This is a genomic window from Mycobacterium sp. NPDC049093 (assembly GCF_040704635.1).
Taxonomy (GTDB): domain Bacteria; phylum Actinomycetota; class Actinomycetes; order Mycobacteriales; family Mycobacteriaceae; genus Mycobacterium.
Genome location: NZ_JBEZJS010000004.1, coordinates 728,959 through 745,024, shown reverse-complemented (window position 1 = coordinate 745,024; position 16,066 = coordinate 728,959). Strand labels below are relative to the sequence as shown.

Here is a 16,066-nt window from a genome sequence, read left to right as displayed (position 1 = left end):
TGGGTGCGTGGACGATGTTGATCGGCCATCGACGGCGTGTGAGGTGCTGGGCAGCCCCGAACGCTGGTTCCGACCTGAGGGATATCACGAGGGGCTGGCCTTGTGCATCATCGATTCGATCCAGTCGACTGGCTCCCACTACGCCAGCGTTCGGAACGTCGTCGGTCGCTACCGCCGCTATCGCGGCGATGCGGCGACTACCGACGGGACCGGGGAACTGCTCGCCACGTTCGACACCTGTGGTGGTGTTGACGGCTGGGCATGCGTGATCGGCAACCACAAGCCGGCCTCGACGCGCAAAGGCGCCTCCTTGAAAGCTGCCGTCATCCAACAGGTTGCACGCAATCTTCACGACGACGGTGTCCGCACCACCGATGACCTGCGAGCCCGCGGCGCCCTGGAACCTGGCAACGAAGCTCAACGACGGGCGACCAAGAAGCTGTGGACCCGCATCGAAGCGCAGTCGTCCGGCATCACCTGGAACTACGCGCTCATGCTTGCCGGCCTCCCGGGTGTCAAGGCTGACCGGATGGTGACCCGGTTTGTCAGCCGGGCACTCGACGAAGTGGAGCTGTCACCGGAGGCCGCTGCATCCCTTGTCCGCGCAGTGGCGCGGCTGATGGGTGTGCCTGCAACTGATCTCGATCACGCCATCTGGCGTAAAGAGTCGGGCCGGCTTGTGTCCGTCGATCCCGATGATGAACAGCAGTCCGTCCTGGAGCAAGCCGATGACGCGGGCGGCTGAACGCCCAGTGCGCGGTGATAGCCCTCACGCCAGAGGCCCGAGGCGGGCGGCCCAACACGACTTCGTCTGGCGTGCCGGACATTGGCGCGCCTGGCCCAGAGACCACCCACGCTTGCTTGAGCGGCGATGAGTCCGATATCGGCCCCGTCGAGCGCAAGCAACCGCTTCCCGACCTGAAAGTCGTCGGCCACGCGGATTCCCTACTCGTCGGCCACCCGTGCGATGTTGGGCAGACAACAGCGTGGGCCGGCGACGGGCCGCGTCAGTACTGCTGCAGCGCACCACCATCAACTGACTATCGACCACGTTGGTCATCATCGGCCCGGCCTGGCTGGCGGTGTGCGTCGTGGTCATGATTACCGGCCACGTAGCCGATGACGCCGCCAACGGCAGCCCTTGCGACCTAGACTTTCGGCAGGCAGTGCGGGGCCCTTGATCCAAGGTGCACGGACGCTGATCGGAGAAGAGGTTATTCAGTTGGACTCGGTCGTAGAACACGCGGCACTTGTCGCCCTTCTCCGCACCCGGCCAGGCAACCTGACATGGCGAAACCTTACTGAACAGGTGGTTTCTAGTGGCAGTGCCGTCGAAATCTGGCGCAAGTACAATCCTGAAGGTTTGCTCCCCATTAGTGCCGAGGGTGAGCCACTCGCAGAAGCGGAAGTAGATCTTCGAGCATGGGATCGGACCGGCCTTCGGTTTCTCAGCGCAATAGACGTCAGCTTTCCGCGGTCTCTACTCGGCACCGCCAATACTCCGCCGTTCCTGTTCGCCCAGGGAAAGCTCAAAGACAACGATCCCGCCATAGCGGTCGTTGGTTCACGTAATGCATCAGTGCATGGTGTCCGGTTGGCGACGGCGATCACTGAATACCTCGTAGCACAATCACTCACCGTTGTTTCCGGCTTGGCCGCTGGAATCGATGCCGCCGCACACGAGGCCGCGCTACGCAACGGGGGACGCACCGTGGCCTTCATCGCCACTGGCATCAGCAAGAGTTACCCGGCGGCGAATCGCCAGATACAGCATGCCATTGGCGAACGCGGCCTGCTCCTGTCACAGTTCTGGCCAACGGCCCCACCCCAGAAGCCCAACTTTCTGCTCCGGAACACCTCCATAGCACAATACGCATCTGCTGCAATCGTGGTCGAAGCTGGAGAGCGCAGCGGGGCTCGCAACCTCGCCCGACAAGCGGTTGAGCTAGGTCGACCACTGATCCTGACTCATCTCGTCGCTGACGCCAATAATTGGGCTCAGCAACTACTTTCGGTTCCTGGTGTGTACAGGGCAGCCAGCTTGACGGAGCTCTCCAAAATAGTCGGACAGATCTTGCCCGATAGGTGTGGGGATCCCAACGCAGGCGATGCCGAGTGAACGGCGAGCGTGAGACGCAGGACCTACTCGAGGCGTACGTTGCTCAAGCGACAGTTCACGAGTTTCACAACGCAATTCACATCCCACGGCGTACCTGCGAAGTGTGTCGTGGCGGGTTGATGAACGGCGACGCCGCATGCTGCGACCGCTGCGCTACGAACACTGGATCCGCCACCGTGGATCTCGTCGGCTCGATGATCTACGGCTGCACCGGCCTGGAAAGCGGCGCACTGATGCATCGCTACAAACAACCTCAGGCAACGCCCGCCGACACTCAGCTTGTCGCAACCGTAACCGCCATAGGTTTGCTGCACCGCAACTGCGCAGACGCGCTCGTAGGAAACGCAACACGATACTGGGCGACGGTTCCATCCCTGAAACGCATCGGCGAAGAGCATCCTTTTCATCGGATCCTGCTTCGCCTACTCGATGTCGAAGACGAGATAGTGATCTCCGCGAGTATGGCCTCGCGAGAGGCTACCGATGCGCAGCGACGAGAAGTGCAACCCGATTTCTACGACGTGCAAACTCCCGTTTCGGCCGGGAGCCACGTGATGGTCATCGATGACACCTGGACGACTGGCGGACACGCAGCCTCCGTCGCGACCGCATTGAAACATGCTGGCGCGCACACCGTGTCGGTAATGACCGTTGCACGATGGCTAGATCCCCGCGGCGGATACCGGCGATGGACGTATACCAACGACATCCGCGAGCGGCAATACGATCCTTCCCTGTGCCCATGGACCGCAGGCAGATGTCCGCCTTCGTTGGCTATGTCGAAGGCGCGCACGTCCACACGCCCGACGCCAATTCCCTGGCCCGGCTTCTCCTGGGATACGCCCGGCCGTATTGCGCCAGCGTGCCGCATGATCCTCGACATCGTCGCCGACGGGCATTGGCACCGATGCTGCGACATCACTGACCGTGTGGCTACAGCGTTCGATCTCCAAACAGAGACAGTGTCCAAACTATTACAGGGCATGGTGAAGAACGGCGGGGTGGACCGGCGAGGACGGCGACAGCGCGGCAGTGCCGATACCCGTGAGGTGAGAATTCTCTAGTCACGCTGATCCACTGCGACTCACTTGCCGGAGTCAGCCTGGTTCAGCGCGTCAGCCGAGTCGAACATCATCCCGGCAGTCTTGATGACTCCGCGAGCCATCACCATGTTGCCGCCCGCGCCGATGGCGAAGCCGACGCCGAATGGGGCCACCTTTCCGATCGCGATGATCCCCCTCTTCGTCCCGTATTTCGTGATGAAGTGGGCACCGAGAATCTTGTTAATCGACTGGATAGTCGACAGCGGGACTGCATTTGTGACGATCTTTCCTAGATGCGGACCAGTGCGACTTGCCGCCTTTGTGAAGAACGTAGACCCTCCGCCACCGGCGAGGACCATCAACACCAAGGCTCGCTGATGCTCGAAGCTTTCGACTTGTACACCACGAAGCTCTGCTGCGCTCAGCACGTACGCCGACGCCGCTGCAAGGAACCAAGAAGTGTCACCCGCCGCCGCAACGAGACCCGCAGCGGTTCCTACCCCGGGAGCAGCAGCTAATGCCCCTGTTGCAGCGCCCGTCGTGGTAACTGCCGAGGTGAATGCGGTGTTCACCTTTTTGAGCAGCTGCGCGTCGGACAGCTGGGGATGCTTGAGACGTAGATCTACTACGCGCTGACGGGCCAGCTTGCCCGCAGCTTCGATCGACTTATCAAGCGTCCTAAGGACTTTGCTTGCATCTGTTTCGCCCATTTCGTGCCTTCCGATCGATGCCGCTAGATATGAAACACGACTTCTACCCACCCCTCGGTGAATGCCCTACCGCGACTCCACACCGCCGACCGCTCGAATGGCCTCCTTGAATCGCAGATGCTTCTCGATCAACCAATCCATCATCGCGACCCACTGCTCGTGATCATCGATGCTTCTGAAGGACGATTCAATGCATACGCGCGTGTCCTTTTTGCCTGTCATTTCATCCCACAGCAGGCTATGCCCGAGCGTCCGCTCGAGCTCGTCGCGCCTCGCATTCAGAGCCGCAAAGCGGGCCTGGTTGACCGCAGGATCCGGGTCTACGAACGCGAGCTCAAGCCGCAGGGGCCCTGGTTTGAATGCCGAGACGAATAGCGTCCGAGCGGCAGGCCCGGGTAGAGTCGAGTTCGGTGCGGTTCGTGATGTGCCCGCTCGCGCCTTCCAGTCCGGGTGCTCAGCTGCCACTCGGTTGCGAAACTGTCGCCAGAAGTTCTTATAGAGCTGGGTTCGGTGGTCAGTGGACCCTGCAGAGCGGGCAAACTCGCCCACCTGCTTTTGGAGCTGATTCTCGCCAAGCCACGCGCGCAGTTGGTCGAGATTGGCGGCGGTGTGCTCGCCCAGGGTCACCAAGTCACCTGCCGAGCTGCTCCTCACCGCGCTCTCAATGTCATCGTCGGTTGCATACCGAACTTCGATGACAACGGCGCCCTTCCTAAAGGTGTCAACATCTTGCGTTGAATCCACCTGCCAGCCAAAACTATCGGCGATATCCACGGTGTCGAGCCGCGCTACAGTTCGCTCTGCCATCGGTTAGTGCCTATCCGGTAACTTGCAACAACGTACGCTGGCAATCCTGTGTCTGTGGGTTGACGCCCCGAGGCAACACCTGGTCAACCTCCACACCTTATGCACCATCATGCATTCGAATCAGTTGAAGCTTTCACGAACCCGGTTTGCGACACCAATGCCCCGGCTACCGATTCACCGCAGCCGAGACTCGATCCCCCACTCCCCACAATTCATCGGGGTCGAGGCCAGCGGTCGCTACCGCCTTCGCTGGCCCTGTTTCGTCCTGACCCAACAGTGCTGCGATTTCAGCGAATCCGGAATGGCCCGTGACCGTCCAGTTGCCTTTCCAACAACCCGCGACCATGAGCCGCCCATCTTTAACCAAGAGCTTGAACGGGGGGAATCTTCTCCCGAAGGGGTACACAAACAGCGCACCGTTTGGTCGCTTGCCAAAGGTCAGCCGGGCGTGCGACCCCTGCGATTGAAGCTGAGCGTTGGCATCTACCCGTGATAGAAACTGCAGCAGGAAGGCGTGATCGCTGGAATCGGTTACTGCGGCCACAAACTCTCGGCGAGTCCACCCACCGGGCTCCGTGGTGAAATCTGCCTCCGGATACCGCACAGTCGCACCAGCGCTGACTGGCCGACCCGTCAGCCAAGAGCGCAGCTGCTCAACCTTGGCCTCAGTGTGCCGGTCAAGGCTGTCGAGGCCGCCGTTATCGCCGTGCTTTACGGCACTGTCGAGCACGTCGCCGTCGGTGTAGTGGACCTCAATACGGTGGCCGTCCTTGGTGAATCTGTCGATCGCATGTGTACATTCGACGCCCCATCCTGAGGAGTCAGCAATGTCGACGGTGTCCAGCCGGGCACCCGTTCCTTCTCCCACGGTCAAACCTTCCTTGCCATGTTGCCAATACACGTGATCACGCGGCCGTAATTCCCGAGGCCAACTTCTCGACCTGCTGCAGCAGTTCCGCCGGCGGCACTGCTAGATCCAGTGCATGGCAGTGAATCGTCACACCGGAATGCTGCACTGTGTGTGTGGCCACCGGTTCGTTGCCTTTGGCATAGACCAGGTGCCCGTCGTCGAGTCCGAGAACCGTGCAGTAGGCCAGCATTTGGTAGAGATCGGCATTGGGAAAGCCGTCAGGCCGCTCCGCCTTGTACTTCGCATCGACGACTACGGTTGATCCGTTAGCGCTGTGCGCCAGTAGATCTGGACGCATGTCGATCTGGCGTAGCTCATCAAGATGCAGCGCAGCCTGAGTCTGACTTCGCCAGCCTCGAGCGTTCATCGACTCTCTCAGGGCAACTGTGACGAAGTCTTCGAAGATCCGCCACATGTCGAACATGTAGCCGGTGACGGTGACGTCGCCGAGGTGGTGCTCGAAGGATTCAGCTGCCAGCACAATTTCAGCAAGTCTCAAGGCGGATTCGTAGCGGGCATTCAGCCGGCTGGAATGCCATCTTGGGATCGCGCTGCCCCGGGGCGGCACGGTGATGTCGGCGAGTGTGCGGCGCAACCGCCGTAGAAGAAGGCGGGCCGGTTCGCTGATACGCGGCATCGTTAGGAGCCGCAACGTCGCCATCGCCAGCAGCTGATTCTCTGCGATGTCGACGGTGAAGTCGTCGTACTCGACGGCGATCGGTACCGGAAGTCCATACAGCCGGTTCATCTGTTCACCGGCCAGGACCCGCCCCCGAAGCACGGGCAACGTATCGGCGATGGTGCGGTACCCCTGTAGTAACCCCTGTTCCAGGGCGTGGGTGGCAAGGCGGGCGAATGCCTCGGCGACGCCGGGGAGCAGTTCATCGGCATGTGTGAGGCCAATGGGTTCGTCGCGCCAGATATTGGGATTCTGTGCGTATCCCAACAGGAAGAGCAGCCGATTCAGATCGGTGATCTTCGGGCGGACAATCAAGTGCCGGTCTCCGATCGCCACGGCACCCACCTTGCGTGCTGCCGCAACGTCGTAGACACCGGGGCTGAGAGTAGGTGTGGCCGTGGCGATTCCCACTCTTCGCACCGCGTGGTACTCCGCGGAGGTCAGGACCACCGGGACAGCAGCCTCCCCCTCAGTCAGAGTCAGTGGCGCTGGGGACATCGTCGTTCGGTTCAGTATCTGATGCCAGATCTTCGCTATCGGGGGCGGCGGTCGCACTCTTAGTCAATGCGGCCAACCCGTAACGGGCGCGCACATCGACGTTGCGGTCACCGTAGTGGTGCTCTTCGAGAAGGGGCAGAATATCGGTTCGCCACATCAATTTGAGCTTGGCGCCGGTCGTGTCGTTGGCGATCTTGTCCCGCATGAAGTAGGACGGCCCGATCTTGAAATCGGTATCGCTGATGCGGGCGTTGAGTTCGTCATGCAGGTTGGCAAGTTCCATGGAGAAGCCCTTGGCCGTGAGCCAGCGGCGCAGAATACCGTTGGTCGGTTGTTCCGATGGATGCAGCGGTAGGAACGCGAACCGGCGGCGAAGCGCGGCATCAACGAGGGCGATCGAGCGGTCGGCGGTGTTCATCGTGCCGATGACGAAGATGTTCTTCGGCAACGTGAACGGTTCTGCGCTGTCCGAGGAGTACATCAGGTCGATCGCCTGGTCGCGGTACTCCAACAGGAAGTACAGCTCCCCGAAGATCTTCGGCAGGTTGCCGCGGTTGATCTCATCGATGATGAGGACGTACACCGCGTCGGGGTTGTCGGCTGCCTTGTCGACCAGGGATCGCAGCGGCCCAGGCTTCAAGGTGAAGCCGACTTGCCCGCCGGCCTCCCCTTGCGGGCGAAAGCCTTCGAAGAAGTCTTCGTAAGAGTACGCGGGGTGGAATTGGACCAATTTGACGTTCGCCTTGTCGGTGATGTGGCGTGCGAGTTCCTGTGCAATATAGGTCTTTCCGGTGCCCGGAGGTCCGTAGAAGATGAGTTGGCGGCGGTCCTGCAACAGGTCGATGCACTCTTGCAGCCAGTCGATTCCCACGTGAAGCCGTTGCGCCAGATCATCGGTCGCGTCGGGCAGGTCAACCTCACCCGAGTGTGGCTTCTGCGGTCGACGCTCGGCCAAGGCGATGAGCGTCTGCAGATGCTGGCTCATGTCAAGGACTTCGCCCTGGGCGTTGAGGCGCGCGGCCACATCGTCGGGTAGCTCACCGAGTGAGCATGGATGTTCGTACCACTTCACCGAACGGCGGAGATTGGAACGGCCGTCGCTGCTACTGACGGATACGAGGTCGCCGGTGATGTTGCCGAAGTAGACCTTGCCCTGGCTGACCGTGACGACCAGGTCGCCGGGGTGCATGCGGGTGAGGAAGGCGTAGAACTCGTCGAACTTCTCCTGACGGGCCGCGTAGCCGGACGATCGGTAGTCCTCGTCGACGAAGGCTTTGAGTTCGTCTCTAGTGGTGTCGGCGTTGACCGGTCGCAGCAGGCCGGCCGCGAGCGAGATCGACTGCTTGCGGAGCCAGACCGGCACCATGTCTTGGGCTTTGACGTTGGATCCATGTACTTTCCAGGCATGCTGCACCTGGTCGGTCGGGCCAGGCCCTGACGTCGACGGTTTTTGCCACCGGTCGACCCAGGGTTGCGCGTAGAGATCAACGTGGTTGCCTTCTTCACTAGTGATGGCTTCGTAGATCTGGGCCAGGTCGGCGTCCATGTCTCCCGAAGGCGCGGCAAGGTACTCGGCGACGAAGGCATCACGCATAGCCTTGCGATGTGCGACGTTGACGACCGGAAGATAGAACTGCGGAAAGGCCAGGTACAACAGCGATTGCCGTTGCGCGGCTTGGCCTGTCGGTACCGCGTTCACTTCCTCACGGAAGATCAAGGGTTCAGCCAGCGCGGCCATCTGGCGCTGTTCCGGAAGGGATTTGAAATGGCGTGCAAGTTGAATCAGCCACACGATCTGCGCCCAACGGAAGGTGGTGAATGCTTGGCCACCGTTGAAGACACCCCCGGCAAGAAGTGCTTCTTCGACATCACTCGGGACGGCGGCAGGGGACGTACTCATTTTGAGCACGGTTTCGACCTGTTTGACTTTCAGGGTCCCACCCATGTTCGAGATCGGTAGCACGTTCAAGATCAGTAACTCACCGAATAGTTGCACCGCCTCCGGCGAGGTTTCGGCGAGTTGTTGTTCTAGCTTTTCGAAGAAGCCACCTTCTCCGGCGTCCGGTCGATCGATGTAATCCCGAGTGAGCTCATCAAGGTGTTCGACCGTCCAGATCGCGGCGCCGGGAGTAAGAAGCGAACCGCTCTTCCCGAAGCCTGATTCGATCAGCCGGCGACCTACTGCCTCCACTTTGGCGGCTGATTCTCGACCGAATGTCTTCATCTAGGTTCCATCCCAATTGCTCGCATACTTTCGACTGGCCGGACCGCTTCGGAATCAGACCGTTCAAAGCTCGACTTACCGCAGCCGTTGCGGCCGCTGATCACCGTGATACCCCGGTACGGGTTCAGCTCCAGCACGGCTTTCGGGCCGCTCCCGCGGAAGCCTGACACGGTGATCGAGCGGAGAAACGTTTGCAGCGGTGCCGGTCCTTCCTCAGCCGGCGTATCTGCTCGCTGCGGAGTGGGTACGTCGCCACCAAGCTGCTCTGCCAGTTCCTCGTTCCCCTGCAGCGCCGCCGCAACGAGGTACACAGTCTCGTCTGTCACCGTGTCGTCCGCGTGGAGGAGTTCCCAAACCTCCGCCTCGACCGACCCGCCCAGTCCAACGCCGTCCACAGACACGTTCTCCCTCCCCGATGTGGACGCAGCTTTGCACATTGCGCCGACATGCATGGCCGGTTACCGCGCTGTCGCCAGGAGCAGAGGCATTGGCCGCGAGTTCTGTCCCTGCTGAGGATCCTTGGCGCCATCCGGATTGGCCGCGGTAGGCGCACCGCCCTCGAAACGTTCGAATCCTAGGTCGCTGGAGTCAAGCGAGTAGGCCACCAGTAGGTCCTTTCCGTCCGGCCAGCCTGCGACGCCACGGAACGCGACGTCCGACATCACCGAAAGCCCGACGCCGCTGACCGCCGACCATTCGGCGGTGTGCTTCCCGTCCCATTCCAACGAGACCTCGCTCTCGAGATGTTCGCCGTTCCACGGTGCGAATGACCATAGGCTCAGTCCGAAGTGCCCCGGCTCGATCACCTCCGGAAGCTGTTTGACGGGGTCCTCCTGCCAACGCTCGAGCCCGACCTCGTGTCCGCTGTCGGTGCGGGTGATCTGCGAGGGCTCGACTCCTCGCCTGTCGAAATCGGTTGCCTGGTCAAGCGGTACGGTCCTTTCGATGTAGTCGACGGCGTTGTCGGGGTCGACACCGGCGTATACCCACTGACGAGCGACTGCCAGCGGGACGCCGGCATCGAGGAACGTCTGTGCATCGCCGGCGGTGAGGCCCGCGCTCAACCACTCGGTTATGGCTCGGTCAGGTGACGCCGCGGTCATGTGGTCCTCCGTGCTGGGTTGTTTCTTGGGTGATTGCTCGTCGTCGGATCTTGTCAGCCTCACGTGTGCGCCGTCCGGCGAAATGCTGATGATTCGGTCCGACGACCGCGAGGATCCATCGGTTGCGTATCCCCATGCCCAGCCTGTGAAGCAAGTTCCGGCGGTGGGATGGGTCGCTGCGAGGGATGCGGGTCTTGTGTCCCGATAAGGCGGTCTGTCATGTCTCAGCAGTTCCGAAAGGCCGTTTGTCGGTGGTCTCTGTCATTCTGTCCGGCTGCCTTGACCGCAGCCGGCGCCCTGAGCGCGAGCGGATTAACGATGGGAGGCAAAAGGGAATGGCTAGTGACACTGGTGGTTCTCGGAAGAGGTCGGTCGAACTCGACGACGACCTGTTGGACCGCATCGCCGAAGTGGTCGCCGGCAGCGATGTCGTCGAGACCTTGAGTAACAAGCGCACCAACTGGATTACCTCGTTCGGCCGTGCGGGCGTGTGGGTGGAGACCGAACGGTCGCGGGGGCGGGGAGCGGGACCCCAGTTGGTGCCCGCATGGATGATCGTCGTGGCCTGGGAGCAGTTGTGTAAGAACGGAACTCTCAGCCACATCGAGCTGCTCAACCATCTGAAGGTCATGCGGTCGGCGTTCGTCTGCGCCTTGCTCGCGCAGTTCCCCGATGTCGTGGTGGTGCAGGATCGCCCGGCTGTCCTGGAAAGGATCACCAACTCGTGAGGAAGAACACGATCAGGGCGCCGAGGCAGGGCTGGGAGTATTGGCGCCTCAACCGCATCGACGATGAGAGCCTCCAGTGGCTGGCCATCAGCCTTCCGGAGGCGCGGGCAGGTATCGACCGCTCCAAGGTGTGGACCTTGATCCGGATTCTGCGGCCAGAGCGCTGCCTGACGCTCGATCAGCTCGATCGGTACCCGGCGGACAAGATCCTCGGGGCGCGCGTCGCTCGGCTTCTGCGCCATGAATAATCCGCAGTTATTGCGGATGCCGCACTAACTGCGTTACAATGGATCATGTCCAACCCCTACGAGAAGATTCGCAGCCACCTCACCCACGCAGAAACCGCCGATACTGCTGCGGAATCTCTGAAACACCTGCGGTTCGTTCTGGCAACGGTCAGTGAGTTGCTCGACGACCAGCTGGCCCGCGCCGTCGTCGACGACGAAATGTCAATCGCGGCAGCAGGAAAGAGTGCGGGCCTCACCGAGAACGCGGTCGGGCCACGTCTGGCCAACACCGCGCGGCTGGCCCCCTACGCCACTGCGGGCAGTCGCGTTACCGCCGAGGACGTCAAACGCGCCCGCAATGACAAGTGGGCCAACACCCCGTTGCCGCGGGCGGCTCCACCCGAACCGATGCGGTTCAAACCGCGCCGAAAATCCAAGCCCTCCTAGCGTTTCCGGAAAGGACTCTCCATGGCCAATCAGAATCTCAGTCACCTCGTGTTTCTGCTCGACCGGTCCGGCTCGATGCAGTCGATCAAGTCCGACGTCATCGGGGGATTTCATGCCTTCCTCGCTGAACAGAGTACTGCCGACGGACAGTGCGCCGTGACCCTGGCGCAGTTCGACCACGAATACGAGGTCGTCTACCGGGAGGTTCCGCTCAATCGGGTGCCGGCGTTGGCGCTGTCGCCACGCGGGCGTACCGCGCTGCTGGACTCGATGGGCAAACTCATCACCGACACCGCCGCCAAGATTGATGCGCTGCCCGAGGACGAGAAGCCGGGCACGGTCGTCGTGGCGATCATGACCGACGGCCACGAAAACGCGAGCCGTGAATGGCACCGGCCCGACATCAAATCCCTTGTCGAGCAACAAACCAACGAACACGGGTGGGAGTTTCTCTACATGGGTGCCGACCAAGACGCCGTAGAGGTCGGCAAAGGCCTCGGCGTCAAAGGCGAGCAGTCCGTCACGTACGGACGAGGGAAATCCCGCGAGGCGTGGGCCGAGGCATCCAGCAACGTCCGCGGATACCGCAACCGCAAGCTTCGCGACCCGAATGCGGCCATGCCCGAGTTCAGCGACGAGCAACGCTCCAGGTTGTCCGACTGACTCAGCGCCCGTTCTGGATCGACCCCGAAACCAGACGTGGTAGCGGCCTGACGTCAGCATCCGGCAAGCCGCGAATCGGTTGACGTTGCAACATATTTGGACTCGATGTATCGAGCGGCTCGCCGGCGGTTGCCATGTGCAAGCCCGAAAGGATGTGGCATTGACCCAGTTCACCAGAGATGCCGAAATCATTGTGCTGTGCGGTCGCGATGCCGCGGAGAGGCCAGACCTCGCGGAGAAGGCCGCCGAGAAGGGCGCCTCGATCGCCGAGATGTTACACGTTCGAGACGGGCGAGGTGGCATCGCGCGACGACCTCACGAAGGTTTCGGCGGTCGTTAGCGCACTGACGAGGGCGATCGAAACCCGTCGCGACGTGTGGGCTCCCTTCCCCGGCGCCGATATCGGTCGTGAGCAGCATCTCCGGGGGCTCGGCCTGGTGCTCCAACGTCACGGGCTGGACCTGCTGCTGGGGCGCGAACTCGCTCCCTCACCCACCACGGGCGGCTTCAGCGCCGTGGATCACGCGCTGAGGATGGAAGTGCACGCGGTCGATGACCTCGATCAGACGGTCTTGGCGGCCGCGGGCGTCAGGGCGCTGGACGCGGAGATCGAGCGTGCGCTGACTGCCGCTGACGGCTTGGCGGATGCTCCTGCGATCGCGGTGGTGGCTGACCGTTCAGCCGAGGCGAACGCGGTGGGCGAGAAGTTTTACTCCACCTCGGAAGTGGCGAAGCTGTTCGGTAAGTCGAACCAGTGGTGCTACTGGGCGATGCGAAACAATGTGTTCACCCGGCCCAACGGGACCATCATCGAGCCGGTTCGCCTCGGCAAGAGCGGCAGGCGTCGTTTCACGATTCCGGTACTCCGCGAGATGGCCCGGTCGTGCTACCGACGTGGGAACCTGGGCGAAAACGAGCTGGCGACGATTTTGGTGGAGCTCGCGCAGGCCGAGGCACGGTAAGTCAGCGAGCAACAACGGCCGAAATCGCGCGAGGAAAGGACTTGATGAAAGTTTTCTACGATCCGTCGTACGTGGTGTCGGAGTACGGCTTCGACACCACCCGCAAGTCGGGCTGGATCGCCAATTCCTTGGCTGCCCGGCCTATTGCGGGCATTGATCTCGTCTCGCCTCAGCCGTTGACCACCGCGGACATTGAGCTGGTTCACGACTGCCGGTATGTGGACGCGGTGCGCACCGGCTCGCCTCGCGACTTGGCCGAGGCGCAGGGCTTCGGGTGGGATCCGGGTCTGTGGGACATGGTGTGCGGTTCTAACGGAGGCGTGCTCGCCGCGGCACGTGCCGCATTGACCGACAATGTGGCCGGATCGCTGTCGTCGGGGCTGCACCACGCGAAATATGGCCGTGGCGAAGGATTCTGCACGTTCAACGGTCTGGTGATCGCCGCCAAGAAGCTGCTTGCGGAGGGGGCGGTGTCCTCGGTGCTGATCCTGGATTTCGATGCCCACTGCGGTGGCGGGACGGCCGAGCTGATCGCCGAAGACCAGCACATCACGCAGCACGATGTGTCGGTCAGCGTCTTCGACTGGTACGAGGTCACCGCCAACTCGGCCCTGACCGAGGTGACCTCCGCGGACAACTATCTCCCGTCGATCCGCCGGGCGCTGCACACAGCGGCCCAAGACCGCCCGTTCGACCTGTGCCTCTACAACGCTGGGATGGACCCGTACGAGGGCTGTAGCGTCGGCGGGCTGGCCGGGATCACCGCGCAGATGATCGCCGAACGCGAACACCTCGTGTTCGACTGGTGCCGCTGCCGGCGGATCCCCGTGTGCTTCGTCCTCGCCGGAGGGTACGTCGGTCCTCGTCTGACTGAGTCTGTGCTGGTCAACCTGCACCGCCAGACGATTGCCTCAGCGCAGACGTGCGAATCGCCTCGCGCCGCCCGGTGCGGGTAAGAGTGCACCACAATGTGCCCCGGGAGCACTGGCAGTGTGAAATCGCCCGGGTTGGGCCACCGCCTCACCAGCAGCTGACTAGGGTTTTTGGCCGTGGGGCACCTCTTCGTCGCCCAGGGCGACCTGACCAAGCTGGCCTGCGACGCGGTCCTGATTCCCTGTGACGCCCGACTGAACGTCAGCCGCGCGTGGTCAAACATCCTGCCGACAGGGCTCCCGGCGGGAGATGCCGGCTGGCTGCGGCTTCCCGGCGACGTCAGCAACACCGGCGTCGTCAGGCTCGATGACCACGATGGCCGGCGGGTGTGCGCGTTCGTCGCCGTGGAAGGACGCGCGACGCCAGACGATGTGGTGCGTCGCATGTGGGCGGCCATCGACCACGTGGCGCAGGGGTTGGAAGCAGGCGATGGACGCATGCGTCCGCTGATCGGGGTTCCCCTGCCGGGAACAGGTGAAGGTGGACTGAGTGGCCGCCGCGGGGAAGTGATCGACCGACTGCTCGATCGGTATCGCAAGGTAGCGCCGTCATCCGACGTCGCCCTGATCCTCTTCGATCAGCGCGACTTCGCGGCGGCTCAGAATCGTCGCGATCCACATCGTGATTGGTCAGAGCTGTCCGATGAGCTGACATCAGAGGCCGATCGTCTCGGTGAGCTCGGCCGGCACGGCCAGCTCTCGTTGTTCCTGGGGGCAGGTGTATCCAGTCCGGCAGGTCTGCCGGACTGGACGGCCCTGCTGCAGCGCCTGGCGGATGAGGCAGGTCTTCCGCATGCCGCCGAGGGAACAGCACCCGAGGACGCCGCGACCGTCATTAGCGCCCAGCTCGGGGACCGCTACCACGGACTCTTGGCCGACCTGCTGGATGTACCACGCCATGCGGTCGGTCACGCCCTGCTGGCCGGCCTGCGGGTGCAGAAGATGGTCACGACGAATTTCGACCCTTGCCTGGAGGCAGCGCTCGACTCGGTGCTTGCCCACGAATACCGTGTGCTCGCACGTGAACTCGCCGACGGAAGCCTGCCGTGGCTGCTCAAGCTCAACGGCGACATCAAGGTGCCCGAATCGGTGGTGCTGACCCGCAAAGACTTCGTCCAGCACGAGGCGGAGAGCCAGGCACTGCGGGGAGTGGTCCAGGGTCTGCTGCTCACCAGCCACTTGCTGTTCGTCGGTTACAGCCTGCGCGAACAAAGTTTTCTGGCGTTGGCGAGCGAGGTTACCCAGGTCCGGCAGCGAGCCCGTCACAACGGCGGGAGCCGTGCCGGAACGGCTGTCGCGCTCATGGACAGCGCGGTCGCAGATTTTGGATACCAGGACCTGCACTCGGTATCGATGGGCGCAAGTTCGTTCGGCGAGGGAGCGCATCGGCTGGAGATCTTTCTGGACCGGCTCTGCTGGAAGGCGGCTTCCAGCGACGAACGGGCCGCGCAGTATCTTCTCGACGACGACTACAGGAGTGGATTGCGTGCGAACGAGCAGGTGCTGCGCGACGCCGTCTACGAGTTTCTGGACACCGTAGATCCGGCGGCGAAGACAAGTCCGGGATGGTCGCGGATCGCCGAGACTCTCCGAGGGATGGGCGCGATGGTCGAGTCGGGACCGTGAGATGCGGTGTGCCACACCGCTCCACGCCGGGCATCACCGAACATGACCAATCCGTACTTGTTGCCATGCTGGCCGATGAGTCGATGCGGATGATGTCCACCGCGTCATACGTGGAAACCGCCATCGTGATCGGGAGTCGCTTCGACGAATCCGGCGGCCGCGAGTTGGACCTGTGGCTACTCCGGGCATCGGTGGATCTTGTCGCGGTCGACGCCGACCAAACCGAGGCAGCCCGGGCGGCCTGCCGGCGATATGGCAAGGGCCGTCACCGCGCAGGTCTGGGTTACGGCGACTGTTTCTCCGTTGCCCTCGCCGAGGTCAGCGGTGAGCCGTTGTTGTTCACGGGCGATGGCTATGCGCAGACCGATATCGTTGCGGCCCAATAACA

At 62.3% G+C, this 16,066-nt stretch carries 18 protein-coding genes; 11 read left to right on the top strand and 7 right to left on the bottom strand.

Features of this window, described 5'->3' with window-relative positions; translation table 11 throughout:
* Positions 1-7: 7 nt before the first annotated feature.
* The 3 genes from AB0876_RS19290 to AB0876_RS19280 all read left to right on the top strand — a co-directional run bounded on the left by AB0876_RS19290 (position 8) and on the right by AB0876_RS19280 (position 3,183).
* Positions 8-745, top strand: coding sequence for a DUF8548 family protein (locus AB0876_RS19290; RefSeq protein ID WP_526042655.1), 738 nt, complete (start codon positions 8-10; stop codon positions 743-745).
* A gap of 477 nt (positions 746-1,222) precedes the next feature.
* Complete coding sequence (locus AB0876_RS19285; RefSeq protein ID WP_526042654.1) at positions 1,223-2,119, top strand: DNA-processing protein DprA; 897 nt, start codon at positions 1,223-1,225, stop codon at positions 2,117-2,119.
* A 119-nt stretch (positions 2,120-2,238) separates the two neighbouring features.
* Positions 2,239-3,183, top strand: a complete 945-nt coding sequence (locus AB0876_RS19280) for a hypothetical protein (RefSeq protein ID WP_526042653.1) — start codon at positions 2,239-2,241, stop codon at positions 3,181-3,183.
* Positions 3,184-3,203: 20 nt separating this feature from the next.
* Here the strand turns inward: AB0876_RS19280 and AB0876_RS19275 are convergent, their stop codons facing one another.
* The 7 genes from AB0876_RS19275 to AB0876_RS19245 form a co-directional block, all read right to left on the bottom strand.
* Positions 3,204-3,872, bottom strand: a complete 669-nt coding sequence (locus tag AB0876_RS19275) for a hypothetical protein (protein ID WP_526042652.1) — start codon at positions 3,870-3,872, stop codon at positions 3,204-3,206.
* A 66-nt stretch (positions 3,873-3,938) separates the two neighbouring features.
* Positions 3,939-4,679, bottom strand: a complete 741-nt coding sequence (locus AB0876_RS19270; protein ID WP_526042651.1) for a DUF4268 domain-containing protein — start codon at positions 4,677-4,679, stop codon at positions 3,939-3,941.
* Positions 4,680-4,845: 166 nt separating this feature from the next.
* Entirely contained in the window at positions 4,846-5,547 is a 702-nt protein-coding gene (locus tag AB0876_RS19265; protein WP_526042650.1) for a hypothetical protein, read from the bottom strand.
* A gap of 37 nt (positions 5,548-5,584) precedes the next feature.
* The gene (locus AB0876_RS19260; RefSeq protein ID WP_526042649.1) at positions 5,585-6,766 is read right to left on the bottom strand and encodes an McrC family protein; all 1,182 of its coding nucleotides are present in this window, start codon (positions 6,764-6,766) and stop codon (positions 5,585-5,587) included.
* The gene (locus AB0876_RS19255; RefSeq protein WP_526042648.1) at positions 6,738-8,990 is read right to left on the bottom strand and encodes an AAA family ATPase; all 2,253 of its coding nucleotides are present in this window, start codon (positions 8,988-8,990) and stop codon (positions 6,738-6,740) included. The genes AB0876_RS19260 and AB0876_RS19255 overlap by 29 nt, the downstream gene beginning before the upstream one ends.
* Positions 8,987-9,391 (bottom strand): hypothetical protein, encoded by a 405-nt coding sequence (locus tag AB0876_RS19250; RefSeq protein ID WP_526042647.1) that lies wholly within the window; start codon positions 9,389-9,391, stop codon positions 8,987-8,989. Before AB0876_RS19250 ends, AB0876_RS19255 begins: the two co-directional genes overlap by 4 nt.
* A 57-nt stretch (positions 9,392-9,448) precedes the next feature.
* A complete protein-coding gene (locus tag AB0876_RS19245; RefSeq protein WP_526042646.1) occupies positions 9,449-10,093 on the bottom strand; it encodes a hypothetical protein in 645 nt (214 codons plus the stop codon).
* A 335-nt stretch (positions 10,094-10,428) separates the two neighbouring features.
* Between AB0876_RS19245 and AB0876_RS19240 the strand changes: the two genes are divergently transcribed.
* From AB0876_RS19240 to AB0876_RS19205, 8 genes are all read left to right on the top strand, one after another.
* Complete coding sequence (locus AB0876_RS19240; protein ID WP_526042645.1) at positions 10,429-10,821, top strand: hypothetical protein; 393 nt, start codon at positions 10,429-10,431, stop codon at positions 10,819-10,821.
* Complete coding sequence (locus AB0876_RS19235; protein ID WP_526042644.1) at positions 10,818-11,069, top strand: hypothetical protein; 252 nt, start codon at positions 10,818-10,820, stop codon at positions 11,067-11,069. Before AB0876_RS19240 ends, AB0876_RS19235 begins: the two co-directional genes overlap by 4 nt.
* A 45-nt stretch (positions 11,070-11,114) precedes the next feature.
* A complete protein-coding gene (locus AB0876_RS19230) occupies positions 11,115-11,495 on the top strand; it encodes a hypothetical protein (protein ID WP_526042643.1) in 381 nt (126 codons plus the stop codon).
* A gap of 21 nt (positions 11,496-11,516) precedes the next feature.
* Positions 11,517-12,158: a VWA domain-containing protein gene (locus AB0876_RS19225; protein ID WP_526042642.1), complete on the top strand. Its 642-nt coding sequence runs from the start codon at positions 11,517-11,519 to the stop codon at positions 12,156-12,158.
* A 296-nt stretch (positions 12,159-12,454) separates the two neighbouring features.
* Positions 12,455-13,120: a DUF7229 domain-containing protein gene (locus AB0876_RS19220; RefSeq protein WP_526042641.1), complete on the top strand. Its 666-nt coding sequence runs from the start codon at positions 12,455-12,457 to the stop codon at positions 13,118-13,120.
* Between the two features lie 44 nt (positions 13,121-13,164).
* A complete protein-coding gene (locus AB0876_RS19215; RefSeq protein WP_526042640.1) occupies positions 13,165-14,076 on the top strand; it encodes an arginase family protein in 912 nt (303 codons plus the stop codon).
* Between the two features lie 93 nt (positions 14,077-14,169).
* Positions 14,170-15,678 (top strand): SIR2 family protein, encoded by a 1,509-nt coding sequence (locus tag AB0876_RS19210; RefSeq protein ID WP_526042639.1) that lies wholly within the window; start codon positions 14,170-14,172, stop codon positions 15,676-15,678.
* 65 nt (positions 15,679-15,743) lie between these two features.
* A complete protein-coding gene (locus tag AB0876_RS19205) occupies positions 15,744-16,064 on the top strand; it encodes a type II toxin-antitoxin system VapC family toxin (RefSeq protein WP_526042771.1) in 321 nt (106 codons plus the stop codon).
* Positions 16,065-16,066: the final 2 nt, after the last annotated feature.